The following is a 14,589-nucleotide window of genomic DNA, read 5'->3' on the forward strand; positions in this document are numbered from 1 at the left end:
TTGAAGAATCTAAATGGACTTTTTGTGATTTTGTTGAAATTTCTTTTTACTGTTTTTCAGGAAAGTAAAAACACCATATTCTCTTTCTCTTACCGAGAGAAGTTCTAAGATAATTAGGGAAAGCGCTTTAATTTGCTCACCTCCTGTCGTGCTATGATGAAGCAAACTAACGAGATAGAAAAAGGAGGCTGTTTTTATGTCCACAAGCCAATTGGGCGCTTTCCATACGAAAGACTACCGAAACCCGCTCAAGGAGCTCGGCTATCCGGAAGCGGACATCCAAGCCAAACTGGAACAGGCATGGAGCGATTTGTTTTATGGAGATCCGGATGTGCGTATTTATTATCCGATGGGCGACGATAAAGGCTATATTCTCGATACCGGAAATTTGGACGTGCGGACGGAAGGGATGTCTTACGGGATGATGATGGCCGTGCAAATGAATAAAAAGGAGGAGTTTGACCGACTGTGGAATTTCTCGAAAACGTTTATGCAGCACAAGGAAGGCCGCTACGCCAACTACTTCGCCTGGCACTGCAAACCGGACGGTACCCGCATCTCTCAAGGGCCAGCGCCGGACGGGGAGGAATTCTTTGCCATGGCTCTGTTCTTCGCTGCACATCGTTGGGGAGACGGCCCGGAACCCTATAACTATTCTGAGCAGGCACGAACGATATTAAGAGCATGCTTGCATCAGGGAGAGGACGGCGAAGGCGATCCGATGTGGGACCCAGCAACGAAATTAATCAAGTTCGTCCCAGAATCCACGTTTAGCGATCCGTCATACCATCTCCCTCATTTTTACGATTTATTCGCCCTGCTCGCCGATGAGCGGGACACGGTCTTTTGGCGGGAGGCCGCCAAGGCCAGCCGCGCCTACCTACATACGGCATGCCATCCGCAAACCGGCCTTGCCCCGGAGTACGCAAACTTTGACGGAACACCTGCCGCCCCGCAACCGCATGGCGATTTCCGTCATTTCTTCAGCGACTCTTACCGAGTGGCCGCCAATATCGGCCTGGATTGGGTATGGTTCCGTCAGGACCCTTGGCAGGTCGAGCAATCCAACCGAATCCAAGCATTTTTCCGGGACATCGATGTCTCCGACTACCGCCGGTATACGATTGACGGGAAGCCTTTTGACGAGCCATCGCTGCATCCCATTGGACTTCTGGCCACCATCGCGGCAGCCTCCCTCGCCGCCGACGGCCCAGACGCAGAGCATTTCGTCCACCTGTTCTGGAACACGCCGCTTCGTACGGGCGACCGTCGCTATTACGATAACTGCCTGTACTTCTTCAGCCTGCTGGCCTTGAGCGGGAACTATCGGATATACTGATGACCGTATTGGTGGCAGAGTATTTAAAAAGGCTGGCATCGCAAGGATGTCCAGCCTTTATTTCATCATAGATTCAAGTGTTACTTGCAGTTCCTCCTCCATGAGCTGTAGAGATTCTTGAACGGTTCGTTGTTCGGACAGCATTTCAGCTAGATACCTTGCCGAGATTTCATCGATCTTAGGGTATATTTCTGATGGTAGTTCCCTGAATTCATTCACTAAAGTATGATTTACCTTTTCCAATTTATAAAATGCTTTGATGGATTCCTCCTGATTCTCGGCTACTCTTACAGGTAAGTCCATCGTGTTGATTTGCGGGAGCAGTCGTGCATAATCATTCCCAGAAACATACTTGATGAATTCCCAGGCTCCCTTGGTGTCGTCATTGTTGGATGGAATCGAAAATATGTCATTCATCGTTATCCCATTTCCCATATTTGGCTGTTCTGCACGAATAGGAAGCGTTGTAATTCCCCATTCAAGTTCATTATTTTCTTCATCTAAAATTCGATATAACGAGGAATCAGCAACAGCCATTGCAATATTACCCGATAAAAAAGGATAACTCTTCTTCGTTACATCCTCTATGTTCAAGGATTCCGTTTGTTCTACTTGATTTGGGTCAAAACAGGTCCCCGATTTGAAACACGATGTCACTTCATCAAATATTTTCTCCCACGACGAAGAATTTAGAGTAAATTTCCCATTTCCATAAACGGATAACCCACTGCCTTCTCCTATTGTTAAAGCCATCATAAAGGGGTTAGCAGCTTTTTTGTGATAGAACCCAAACTGCGGAGTCTGACCATCCTTAAAGTCTGAAAATTTATGAGCAAGTGCAAATACTTCCTCCCATGTTATCAAGTCTCTTGGATATGAAATACGATACTCATCAAAAAGCTCTTTATTATAAAATAATGCTTCCCCTACAAATGTTGGCGTTAGCCCATGTATCTTGCCTTGTTCATCTTGAAGGAAGTCGAGGACAGCTGGTGAATAATTCGTAAGATCGAAGCGATCCTTGATTATCATCTCATCCAGGGAGAGTAATTTGCCCGTTTCTTGAAGTACGGAGTAGGATTCCATGGGGATAGTTATTAAATCTATATTTTCCATTGCTATGAGTTCTTCAATTGTATCCGTCATATTCGTTCCTGGAGTAAGATGTTCAAAAATCGAAACAACTTCTATAGAGTAATTAGAGTGTGTGGCAAGAAAAAAATTCCCGTACAGCTGATTAAATGTTCTTTCATTAAAAGCAAGTACCTTTAAGGTTCTATGCTCGTGTTCTTCTACCTGTACCTGACAACCAGGTAATAAGATGAGCAGACTTAACAACAGGCAAAGCTTCTTCATTTTATTATATCCCCTGTCTACGACACGCCCCGTCCTTAGACTTCCTTATCCTAGGCCTGGGCGTATGTGGTCTGATATTTTGATTGTTATGTAGAGCCGCTCATTTCCCTATTTCCGTCGACCGATTAAATCTAAATTTTTTCATGCGATCCCTCTTTAGATTCCAATTAAGTTTTCTAGATATCCACTCATGGAGTAGTAAATTCCTGTCTTAGCAGGGACATTAAGATCAGAGATTCGTAATGATCGCCATTCTTAATACACTCTCTTAATATTCCTTCCTGCTTGAACCCTAGGGATAAGTAAAGCTGTCTGGCCCTTTCGTTATGTACCTTAACATCCAGCCATATGCGATGAGCACCTAGCTCTCCAAATACATGCTGCAAAAGCGCCCTGATTGCTTCTCTTCCGTAGCCTTTATTTTTCTTAGAAATCACGATTCTGACTAGTTCTATATTCTGATGTGGATTTTCCAGACCAGCTAAAATAATATAACCAACCTGGTTCAGCTCTTCATCCTCTATGACAATATGCCTCTTATCCGAGTCGTTTAACGTTGTAATATGTTCATCCCTTGACCATGGAATGATATAGGATATGTTCTCGCGATCGTTTTCTAGGGTTAAAACCATCTCTACATCGCGAACCATGGTTAACCGATATACCAGCCTTTCCGATCTCATAAAAATAGCAGATTTCATGGCCCCACCTCCTTCCATTACTATACAACCAAAATCCAAAGAGTGGAAGTTGAAGCATAAACTACATGAACCAAGAACCAGCTTCGGCTTCAAAATCCCAGAATTAATATGCAAAAGAAGACACTTTATAGTTGTTAGTTCCTATATTAAGTTCTTTGTATTATTATAGAATTAGGCATTTATGAATTAACAAACTAGGGATTGCAAACAATTCGAATACAAGGTAATTCTAATCACGAAGGAGTTTCCGCAATGAACGACAGCATGCAGAATGAGCATCAAGGAATGGAAATCGGGGTTTATACCCTCGGCGATCTTGTGCCTGATCCGTATCATGGTGAAACCATCAGCAGTCGGCAGCGCCTGCAGGAAATGATCCAAGCAGCCAAGCTGGCCGATGAAGCTGGACTAGATCTATTCGGAGTCGGTGAACATCATCGTCTAGATTATGCGGCATCGGCAACCTCGGTTATTTTGGCGGCTATCGCGCAAGCTACCAAGCGAATCAAACTAACGAGCGCGACAACTGTCCTGACTACGACAGATCCTGTGCGATTATTTGAGGAGTATGCCACACTAGACCTATTATCGAATGGACGGGCTGAAATTATTGCTGGGCGCGGCGCATTCCTAGAGTCTTTTCCCCTGTTCGGCTATGACCTAAATGACTATGATGAATTATTCATGGAGAACTTTGAGCTGTTCCAGCAATTAAATCATCAGGAGAAAGTCTCTTGGCAAGGCAAGTTTCGTGCTCCACTACAGGAAGCGGAAATTGCACCACGTCCCGTCCAACCGCAAATTCCCATGTGGATTGGTTCGGGCGGTTCGCTTGTCAGCGCGGAGCGAGCAGGGAAGCTCGGAACCGGTATGGCTTTAGCGATTCTCGGCGGTGCTCCTAATCGTTTTCAAGCCTTGGTGGAAGCCTATCGAGAGACTGGAATTGCCGCAGGCCACAAACCATCTGAACTAAAAGTAGCGATTACTGGCCATGGTTATATTTCCTCCACAACGCAGCAGTCCAAAGATGAATATTACCCTTACTATGCCAATTATCGACAATATGTAGATAAACAGTTGGGCGGAAGCGCACCGAAGCTGTCCCGCTCGGATTTCGAACAAATGACCAGCCCGGAAACAGCGCTATTCGTAGGTGATCCGCAATTAATCATCGATAAAATCCTACATCAATACGAGCTCTTCGGCCATCAACGGTTCATGTTACAGCTTGACGTGGGCGGCATCCCCTTTTCCAAAGTTGCACAAAGCATAGAGCTGCTAGCAACAAAGGTTGCCCCGGTCGTTCGCAAAGAAACAGGCCATGCCGTTACGAAGCCAAATGCCTGACCTAAAATGACCTAATTATTATGGAATAAAGGAATGATCTCATGTCGGATACTAAGCTAGAAGCGAAAGCACTGGATATTTTAAAAGATAAAATCCAATTAATTCAAACTGGAGAAGGCGGCATTTACCTCGTTGGACCGATCAAGCTACCTGTCGACCTGGATGGGGAGACCGTTATTTTTCAATGGTATTGCTGGCTTAGCCGCTGCCAAGTCACAGATAATTTCCAGGAAATCATTGACCAGCTGTCGTCTGCAAGCTTAGCGGAATATCAACAATCGAGCGTGCTTGTGTACGGTGATTTTAAAAATGCTGACGAAGCGTTGATTCGCATGCATTCGATTTGCCACACGGGCGACATTTTCGGCAGTCAAAAATGCGATTGCGGTTATCAGCTCAAGACATCCATGAAAAATATCGTACAGCACGGTACAGGCGCGCTATTTTATCTGGCCAATCACGAGGGACGCGGCATTGGATTATTCAGTAAAGCTATGGCTTATGTGCTGCAAGAGAATGGATACGACACCGTCGAGGCTAACCTAAGTCTTGGATTTGTCGACGATTCCAGGAACTACTCTGATGCACTAAACGTACTGCGAATCCTCCGCACCAAACCTGTTACGCTCATGACCAACAATCCAAAAAAACTCGATGCTCTGCAAAAAGCCGGGCTCACCTTATCCGGAAGAGAACCGATTTGGGGTGGCGAATCCGCCTTCAATGAGTTCTACCTACAAACAAAAGTGCAGCGTTCCGGGCATTTAGAGGAATAAAAGGGGGGCTTTGCCCCTCTATTTAGTTATTCATATTTTTTCTTTGTCCCGTTTACTTCAATTTCTGCCCCGATGTCTTGATAGTTCCCCGTGAACCAAGTTCCATAATTCTGATTACTGTAAAAATTGGCATTAACCTCAACTTTAGCATGTGGTTGTAAAGTTAGATCCTTTGCCTTAAAATCGATATCCTCATAACCCTTAGACAGTATCGGCTTAATTGTAATCTTCTCTTCCTTGCCATAGTTATAGAAGGTAAATGAACAGTTCGCTATTGCTCCATGCTCTTTGACTTGAACATGACAACGACTATCGCTTTTGACATAGTCAAATGATGCAGCGCCACTCGAATTATGTTTTTGTAGAAACATAAGTTTCTCTGTAGCTACTGGAAATATGAATATAAAAGCAATACACACCATGATAATCCTGCTAAGTACTTGAGGGTACCACGATCGATATGATTTTGTGGCCCAAACAACGCCCGTAATTAATAGGGCCAGACCCAGAATTACAGACAAATGAAAGCCAGTCTCGTTCTCCCCTGTCCATGGTGAAATGCCTAAGGCATTAAAAATACCGTCTCCAAGGGATCTTTTTAGATGGTCGCGCGCTAACATAACCAAGCCTAAAATAATAACGACAAAAGAAAGCCTATCCTTCTTCAAGGCTCATCCCTCCCTAATACATCTTTTTCACAATCATTAGCCGCTCTCCTGGCTTACTCCTTATTCAATGCATAAGTTCCGAACTTGTCTAAATCGGTTATCATTAATGCTAACCATCCCTTACTCTCTATATATGCTAAGTATTTTTCTTTGTTAAACGTTAAGCCCAATAAAACAGAACGAACGCTCACCCGCCACGTAAAAGTTGGAATTTACCGCCAAAGGGCTTCCTATAATGCAAAAAAAAGCGAGCTTTGCGCCATTACGCAAACCCGCTAAGGATTAAGAATCAATCATCACATCTATAATATAAAATTTATTCTATCGACAGCATTTTGAGCACGATCACCGTCGCTTCCCCGCGGGTCGCCGCATCGTTCGCAATAAAACGGTTCCCCCCTCGGCCAGCCACGAGACCCATTTTGAGAGCAGCATCTACCGGGCCTTTAGCCCATTGTGGAATCGTGTCGTCATCGGCAAAGCCGGTTGATGCATCGGGGTTAGACTGCAGTTTGAGCGCCCGCGCAATCATTGCCGCCATTTCCGCACGGGTAATGGGAGCATTCGGACGGAAGCTGCCATCTTCATATCCGCTTATAATGCCTGCCTGTACCGCCTGCGCAACGCTACTCTTCGCCCATGCGCCGATTTGATCATGATCGGTGAATATTACCGCCACTGCGTCGCCTTCCCATTTCATAGCACCTGCCAGCATGACTGCAAACTCAACACGGGTGAGCGGTCGGTTCGGTTTGAACGAGCCGTCCGGGTAACCGCTGACGATGCCTTCCAACGCTGCGCGCTTGATATAGCCTTCCGCCCAATGTCGAGCAATGTCGTTAAACGAGATGGCTGGCGCTGCTAGTTCGGCAGGCGGGGTTGATTTTTGCTCGATGAATAGCGTATATACCTTGCGTGTACCATCCTCCGCCTGAACGTGCAACGGGATAGCATTGTCTCCTTCTTGTAAATCGATCTTGATGCTACTGTCTACCACTTGATCCCGCCATGTCACTTTGGCCTTCGGGTGCTCCGCGAATACTTTCACCTCGATTTGCTTCGCTCCCGTCTTGACTGTATAGGACAAAGTATCCGCTGTAAACGATGGCGTTAAAGAAATACGTTTACCGTCCACCCATACTTCCAGCGTCTTCAAGTTGGCGTTACGAGATAAATGCCGATCGCCACCTGCCGTACCTCTACCCGATCTACTGCTGCCAGAAGATGAACGCGAGAGTGTCACCGCTGTCTGGCTTAGCCCAGGTTCGCTTTCATTCCCCACAGCATCATAGGCTTTGACCGTAAAGCGGTAGCTCGTACCCGGGGCAAGGCCTGTCACCGTATACGTATAGACACTTTCCGTAACCGAGTATTCATAATGGCCGATGACCTGATCGACTTTCTTCTCGTCATTCAGGTATAGACGATATCCGCTAACTGCAAAATCATCTTGTGCCGAAGGCCATGTTAGTTTCACGCTCGTCTGTGTAATATCCGAAACAGTCAATTCGCTGCCAGACGGCCAGATGGGGGCCAATGCATCCGGTTCTCTGATCACAGTGACTGTGTACTGCTGTGTATCTCCATTTTCCGCAGTGACAATAATTTCAATATGGTTGCTTCCCACCTGCAACCGCTGCACGTTTCCTCCGATAATCTCTGACTTCGCTCCCGGCTCGTAGGTTGCAGCCGTCACGCTAATCTGTTCGATCAAATAAGGAAAATGTAGGTTGTAGGTGTAAATTTCCGATTTAAAGCCCGGCAGCAATTCCCCGTCCAGTCGGATATCACGCAGCTTCGCATCGTTGCTCGGCAGCACGGTCACGGTCAATTCTGGATTCAATTTGCCTGGATTACGAATATACTCCGGATACTGCAGCTCTCCTGTGACCGTATAAGCTCCCGCCTGTCCCGAGTCATAATCTGTATTCACCAAGTCCCAGCTTACCGACAAATCTCGCTCAGAGCCATCGGTCAGACGGACACGCACCCCGACAGGCAGGGACAGTTGCTCCAGCTTCGTTCCCTTGGCTGTTCGGATCGTTGAAAGAGCCATTAGTTCTGCTACATTTGTGTACGGCATTGCAGAGACAGGCTCCGATAAATCGCTTTCAGTTCCCTCCATGGCAACGGCTTGTATCGCAAACCAGTATAACTTGCCCGGCGTCAGGCTGGTTACATTATATTCTGTACCGGTAATAAGTCCATCCACGTTCACGAGCTCCCACTGTTCCGACTGTACAGGAGAAGCTGTCCCCTGGTAGTGATACAGCTTATAGCCGACAGCCCCGTCGACGGCTTCCCATACCAGCCTTGCTGCATTTTCCCCGGCATCTGCGGTCACCTTCTCCGGAGCAGCTATTGACCTTGTACCAATGGCGTAGAGCTTATGATCATCAGTCCCGATATATACTGTACCGTCCGGGCCGATTACAGGCGATGAGCGTATTTCTTTCCCCGTTGCAAATGACCACAATACCCGCTCATCATCATCGTTAGCCTTCGGATCCAACGCATATAACGCTCCGTCCCCATACCAACCAATCGAACCGATATAGATTGTACCGTCTGCTCCAACCACAGGAGATGAAATGATCATACACCATGTTTTTATAGATGTATCAAACGACCATTTCTCGCGTTTATGTTCATCCACAGCCTCTGGATCAAGCGCATATAACGCTCCATCAAGTGAACCGACATAGACCGTGCCGTCCTGCCCAATCGCTGGCGATGAGGATACCGCTCCCCATGTTTCATAGGACCACTTCAACCGATGGGCATCATCAGCATTCGGATCCAGCGCATAGACGTATCCGTCATCCGAACCAACATAGATCATGCTGCCGTCTGCGCTGATCGCAGGCGATGAGTAGAACGAACAGGGCCCATCCATCATCCACAAGCACTCCTCTGCTGTCTCTGGTTCAAATGACCACTTCAGCCGCTGAGCCTCATCCTGAGCATCGGAGTCCAGCGCATAGAAGATTCCATTGCCAGAACCGACATAGATCGTGCCGTCCACTCCAACTGCAGGCGATGAATCTATCTGACCACCAATTTCGTAGGACCATATCTCCCGCTGTCCATGATCAGCATCGGGATCCAGCGCGTATATTTTCCCATCATACGAACTAACATAAATGATCCCATCCTGCCCAATCGCAGCAGATGAATATATCCGATCTCCTGTTGCAAACGACCACTTCTCTCGATCATCGTCATCGGCCGCATTTGGATCTAGTGCATACAACTTCCCGTCGCCAGAACCAATATAAACCGTGCCGTCTGCTCCGATTGTAGGCGATGAGGCGATAGCCCCCCCTGTCTTAAATGTCCATTTCAGCTTGCCCGTCTTCGAATTCAGCGCATACAGCTTTCCGTCATACGAACCAACATACAACGTGCCGTTCGCCCCGATCGCGGGGGTTGAATATATTTTGTCCCCGGCTTCGAACGACCACTTTACATCATGATCCGGGCTTCCCATAAACCTGGACTGCCTCGTCCAATTAAAAGCTGTCGGCTGTGCCGCCTCGTAATCATAAGCACCCGGCTCATAACCTGCCCCTTGGGCAAACGGCAAATCGGCGGCCTGTACCAACGCAGCCGGAAACAGTCCCGCCAAGCCAAGCCAGATCGCCAGCAGCAGCATCCAGACTTTGTTACTCCCCTGATTCATCTCATACAAATCCTCCTTTTTTTATTTTCTAGAAGCTCATCCAGGCGATTATACACATTTCCTACTCTTTCGTGATCAACCCTACTTGACGCCTTAAGCGAAAAGGTTGATTTAGGGGGTGGAGACGATTGGGGCAAAAAAAGAAACGGGTCAGAACAACTTTAGTGTTCTGGCACGTTCCAATGCTTGTAATCGGCCTTTGGTCTGTAATTTGCCATAAATATTGTTAATATGCGTTTTTATCGTTGCCAAAGAAACATTCAGCTGAAGCGCAATTTCTTTGTTCGACAACCCCATTTCCATTAGCCGAAGCACAGCTTGTTCTTTGGCGGTCAGAACACCCCCATTCCCTTCCATTGAGGACGAATCCATTCCTCCCGTAATAGGATAGATTAGCCGCAGCAATCGTTTCACATACGGTAAAGAAACCTTTCGGCTGGGGCGATGCTGCTGACTTTGACGCAATGTGAGATATTGAGCCAATAAATGACCTAGTGGTGCTCCTTCATCAACAAAGGTACGAATGTATCCTTCCGGCCCTGCCAAAGCAAGTGCTTCTTCCAGCACATCTATACTCTGGGCAACCTGTCCCTTCAAAGCGAGAATCCGGCTCTTAATGACGAGCAGACGAATTTTGTCGCTTTGCCGTCCGGCATTACTCGCGATACCGAGGATACGATCGGTTAAAATTATTGCTTCTTCGGTTTTCCCCTGCTCTGTCAGCAATGAAGCCAGCAGCTCATATTCCTTGAGCATCGTTAGCGGAATTTCATCGCTTGCCCGCAAACCGATCGGATTCTGCCATTGTCGCACAGGCTTCTCTTTTCCTTGCATCCTGGCTAGCATGGCCCGAAACCAGTCGAGTTTTCCTGACAAACGGGGGTTCGCCTTCAGTGCAGGCTGCTTCGTCAGCTCTTGAATGATGACACTTGCCCTCTCCGTGTCTCCATGTACGACGGCAATACGAGCCAACCAAAGCGACGCGATCGCCGAAAGACTAGGATTGTCATGTGCTTCCCCGATATCGCGCGCTCGGCGCATGTACCTCTCCGCTTCGTCCAGTCGATTACGTTCATATAGAAACTTACCGAAATCTATACAGAGATGAGCGATAAAATACATATTCCGGCTTGCGGACCAAATCGACAGTAAAGGATCTAAGACCTGTTCCGCCATTGCAAGACTGTCATCCGACACATAGATGTCCCACACAGGATGGTAGCCGTCCCCGCCACTCCCAAATCCAATGAAGAAATCCCCTTCTGGATGCCTTTCGATATACTCCTTCGAGTATTGCACAGCATAGTCAAAGTCCCGATCCAAGAATGTGCGGAATGCGGCCAGAAAAGCTAGTCCGGCTTGGAGTATCCTTCCAGTGTCAGGATCAAGGAAATCCGTATTCTGTTCCAGCCTACGCACCGCCCACCAATACCCTTCCGTGGCTGCTTCAATGCGACCGGACATATACTGGGAGGCCAGCTTGGATAAAAACAGCATCGGCCTCGCAAACAGCAGAGAATCGGGAATGGCGCTTAGCCATATGCAAAGGGTCGACCATTCATTAATCATGAGCGTAGGCGCAATGGTTTCCAACAACCTCAGCGCTTCCTCATAGCCTGTACCGGCTAAATAATGATCCATCGCTTCATATAGATGATCGTTCTCCTCCAGCCATTTTCCCGCGTCCAGGTGCAGTATTTTCCATCGCAGGGGTTCCCGTATTTTTAACTGCGCGACCAAAAATTGCTGGAACAGATGATGGTACCTGTACCATTCCCGCTGCTCGTCCAAAGGCACCAGAAACAGGCTCATTTGTTCCAACTGCTGCAAATATACATTACTCTCAGCCATGCCAGTGACCGCCTTGCACAGTTCGCCATTCATCCGCGCCAATATCGAAGTCTGGAGCAGAAATTGCTGCAGCGTTTCAGACTGCTGGGATAACACTTCTTCGAAGAAATAATCCGAAATATCACGCTCCGTTCCCATCATTTTTCGGATCATTAAGGCTGAACTGGCATTTTCGTGTTCGTGTAACGACAAAACTGCCAGCCTCATCGCGGCTGCCCATCCTTCGGTCTGTTCCTGTACGGCTATCGCTTCATCAGCGGATAAATCCATCCCGCCGCATAATGCGAAAAACTCAGTCGTTTCTGCCGGGCTGAAGCAGAGATCTCTTACATCCAATCGGTTCAGCCCGCTCCCTGCCCTTATTCTAGAGAGGGGAATGGGCGGACTAGTTCTACTTGCGATATAAAGATGAACATGAGGAGGCAGACGTTCTAATAAATAAACAATTCCCTTCAGGATGGAGGCTTCTTCAATATAGTGAAAATCATCCCACACAAGCAATGTTGTCTGCGATATACGGTGCAAGCCATTGACAAGCGCGGCAATCAGTGAATCCCCCGTTGCGTCTTCCGCGGCATGCCGAAGAACAGCCTGTTCATCAAAAGACGGGCAAACCTGCTTCAGCGCGGCAAACGTGTGAGCCCAGAAGCACATTCGGCGATTATCTCCCTGATCCAGTGATACCCAAGCGACAGGACTTTCCATCGAGATTGCCCACTCACTAAGGAGCGTCGTTTTGCCATATCCGGCAGGGGCTGTAACAACAGTCAGCGCACAGTTCAATCCTTCCTGGAGCCGATGAAAGAGACGAGGCCGGGCAACAAGCGATGAGCGCGGCCGGGGAATATGTAATTTGGTAGCGATGATCATTGAACATCCCTCCCTTCACAAAACAACCCGGCCATCAGATTGCTCTAAGGTCGGGTCGTGTGTTGTATGGTATTCTTCTATGTTTGTTAATAAAGATATTCAATCTATATCCTTGTTTCTCTTCCGTTTATGCTTACCTACATAAAAAAGAAATAGACCGCCCTGCCTAAGGATACGGTCTATTTCGACCACCACTTAGCGGCCGTTATGCAGTTATTGTACTATGGACCATGTTCCTGCACAGCGCCTTACTTATTCTTACTTCAGTGTAACTCATTTCATAACGTTTTTATAGAATTTTTGTGTTTAGTTTCAAAAATATTTTCGGACCAGCCCAAAAGCCAGAGATTAATTACAATTCAAAATAATGACCCGCTAAATATTGTATTAGCCCGTGTCTAGCTACAATAACGTGTCCTCGATAAGGTATTCTATAATAACCGATACAATAAAAATTACAATGGCATACACAATCCCCCATCCTGAGGTTCCACCTTTTTGGATGGCTAGATTACGACGAACTTCAGGATCATTATGAGATTGCATGATCTGATCAATCACTTTTTTAGATTTTTTGTAATATATTTGATTAGCCAAAATCGCCATCCCAATACCCACCCCTGCAAATCCACCACTCGACTCTGAACCTAAGAACATTAAAAAAATCGATATCAGCGATAAAGTTCCAACATACATTGCGCACTCCGCATACATTTTTCGATATCCGAGCCAAATGGGACCAAACAGGAAGATAGGCCAGTTCCATTTCGATTTCCTCATCACTTTTTCAAAATATTTATCATTATTTGTATGTAATCTTAGTAAATGAGTAAGTTCATCCTCGCTATATTGTTGATATGTACCATATGGTGGTGGCATGTAGGATGGCGCTGATGACGGTACGGGTGATGGTCCTGGCATGCTCGGCACTGGTGGCGGCCCTGATGCTGGCGCTTGTGATGGTTGTGGTGGCACCTGCCCTCCCCCCTGTGACACAAGATTCATCCCACAATGCTCACAAAATCGAGCCGTAGCATTTAGTCGTCTTCCACATGAAGAACAAAATTTGTAATCCACTCCGTTCAGTCCTTCCTTTTTAATAGAGAACACCAAACTTTAAACATAGTATGTATCTAGTAAAATCATACCAAATTGACCAGGCGGATGGAACTACTATACATTTCAAATTGAATTAAAAAACTATCTGCCACAGCTTTCGTAAGTATGAGTATGACCAAACCCGCCTTTCAAACCACTCCACAACATCCCAAATCGCTTCAGGATGCCGAAGTTTCTATACATACTGCTATCTAATTATGATAGAATGGCAGGAAAATATTAGGGAGGGCTTTTCTTTGAAAAAATTTATCTCTGGTTGCCTTGTAGGTGCCTGTCTCATGCTAGGAACAACGGTCTATGCAGAACAAATTAAGCAGTTCATATTGACTCCTGTCACATATCCCATAATTGTCGATGGCGTAGAGTATAAGGATGTTGAACGTCCAGTATTAAATTATGAAGGCAGCACTTATGTTCCTCTTGCCAAGTTAGGCGACATTACTGGTGTAGACTATGTTTGGAATGATCAACTTGGAAGAGTGGAAATTAACACTGGAAAGGGACAATTTTATTCTGATTACAATGGTGATATTCCCAATTATGCAAGTGTAAATGGTATCTCGTCCGGAAAAAGAATAGAGCTATCCGATGGAAAAACTGTGGTGTATGCATATGATGTTACGGATGCGACTGAAGAATATATCCAAAAGTATGTTAGGGAATTGGAAAACCAGGGATATATCTATGAAAGTGATACATCCGATAATGAGATTTCCTATTATTCCAAAGGAGATATCTTTGTAGGACTTACTGTGATGGGATATGACTTCAATGTCCTTATCTCTAAAGATTAATATAGTTATGGATGAAGCGGCCCACGCCGTTTCAAAATCCTGATCAGATAGTCGACTTCCACCTTCTTCAATATATTCGACCCGCT

10 protein-coding genes and 1 pseudogene are annotated in these 14,589 nt (G+C 46.4%); 4 read left to right on the plus strand and 7 right to left on the minus strand.

What is annotated here, in order from left to right:
* Window positions 1-196 precede the first annotated feature (196 nt).
* Complete coding sequence (locus tag EIM92_RS02000; RefSeq protein ID WP_125081244.1) at window positions 197-1,339, plus strand: family 8 glycosyl hydrolase; 1,143 nt, start codon at window positions 197-199, stop codon at window positions 1,337-1,339.
* Between the two features lie 57 nt (window positions 1,340-1,396).
* Here the strand turns inward: EIM92_RS02000 and EIM92_RS02005 are convergent, their stop codons facing one another.
* Together EIM92_RS02005 and EIM92_RS02010 are read right to left on the minus strand one after the other, a co-directional pair.
* Window positions 1,397-2,695 carry an ABC transporter substrate-binding protein gene (locus EIM92_RS02005; RefSeq protein WP_125081245.1) on the minus strand — a complete coding sequence of 433 codons (1,299 nt, stop codon included), beginning with the start codon at window positions 2,693-2,695 and terminating at the stop codon, window positions 1,397-1,399.
* A 188-nt stretch (window positions 2,696-2,883) separates the two neighbouring features.
* Window positions 2,884-3,396 carry a GNAT family N-acetyltransferase gene (locus tag EIM92_RS02010; RefSeq protein ID WP_125081246.1) on the minus strand — a complete coding sequence of 171 codons (513 nt, stop codon included), beginning with the start codon at window positions 3,394-3,396 and terminating at the stop codon, window positions 2,884-2,886.
* A gap of 252 nt (window positions 3,397-3,648) precedes the next feature.
* On the opposite strand from EIM92_RS02010, the gene EIM92_RS02015 reads away from it, so the two are divergent.
* Both EIM92_RS02015 and EIM92_RS02020 read left to right on the plus strand, forming a co-directional pair.
* Window positions 3,649-4,743 (plus strand): LLM class flavin-dependent oxidoreductase, encoded by a 1,095-nt coding sequence (locus EIM92_RS02015; protein ID WP_125081247.1) that lies wholly within the window; start codon window positions 3,649-3,651, stop codon window positions 4,741-4,743.
* 41 nt (window positions 4,744-4,784) lie between these two features.
* Window positions 4,785-5,519, plus strand: coding sequence for a GTP cyclohydrolase II (locus EIM92_RS02020; protein ID WP_125081248.1), 735 nt, complete (start codon window positions 4,785-4,787; stop codon window positions 5,517-5,519).
* A gap of 26 nt (window positions 5,520-5,545) precedes the next feature.
* Here EIM92_RS02020 and EIM92_RS02025 read toward each other — a convergent pair whose 3' ends face one another.
* From EIM92_RS02025 to EIM92_RS24690, 5 genes and pseudogenes are all read right to left on the minus strand, one after another.
* Complete coding sequence (locus EIM92_RS02025) at window positions 5,546-6,187, minus strand: hypothetical protein (RefSeq protein ID WP_125081249.1); 642 nt, start codon at window positions 6,185-6,187, stop codon at window positions 5,546-5,548.
* A gap of 316 nt (window positions 6,188-6,503) precedes the next feature.
* The gene (locus tag EIM92_RS02030) at window positions 6,504-9,869 is read right to left on the minus strand and encodes an S-layer homology domain-containing protein (RefSeq protein ID WP_125081250.1); all 3,366 of its coding nucleotides are present in this window, start codon (window positions 9,867-9,869) and stop codon (window positions 6,504-6,506) included.
* A 150-nt stretch (window positions 9,870-10,019) separates the two neighbouring features.
* Window positions 10,020-12,590 (minus strand): winged helix-turn-helix domain-containing protein, encoded by a 2,571-nt coding sequence (locus EIM92_RS24455; RefSeq protein ID WP_125081251.1) that lies wholly within the window; start codon window positions 12,588-12,590, stop codon window positions 10,020-10,022.
* 402 nt (window positions 12,591-12,992) lie between these two features.
* Window positions 12,993-13,565 carry a DUF2628 domain-containing protein gene (locus tag EIM92_RS02040; RefSeq protein ID WP_246021181.1) on the minus strand — a complete coding sequence of 191 codons (573 nt, stop codon included), beginning with the start codon at window positions 13,563-13,565 and terminating at the stop codon, window positions 12,993-12,995.
* 30 nt (window positions 13,566-13,595) lie between these two features.
* Window positions 13,596-13,700, minus strand: a pseudogene (locus EIM92_RS24690) (zinc-ribbon domain-containing protein); the annotation flags it as partial.
* Between the two features lie 245 nt (window positions 13,701-13,945).
* On the opposite strand from EIM92_RS24690, the gene EIM92_RS02045 reads away from it, so the two are divergent.
* A complete protein-coding gene (locus EIM92_RS02045) occupies window positions 13,946-14,503 on the plus strand; it encodes a hypothetical protein (RefSeq protein ID WP_164515004.1) in 558 nt (185 codons plus the stop codon).
* The last annotated feature ends 86 nt before the right edge of the window (window positions 14,504-14,589 follow it).

This window comes from Paenibacillus lentus (genome assembly GCF_003931855.1).
Classification (GTDB): domain Bacteria; phylum Bacillota; class Bacilli; order Paenibacillales; family Paenibacillaceae; genus Fontibacillus; species Fontibacillus lentus.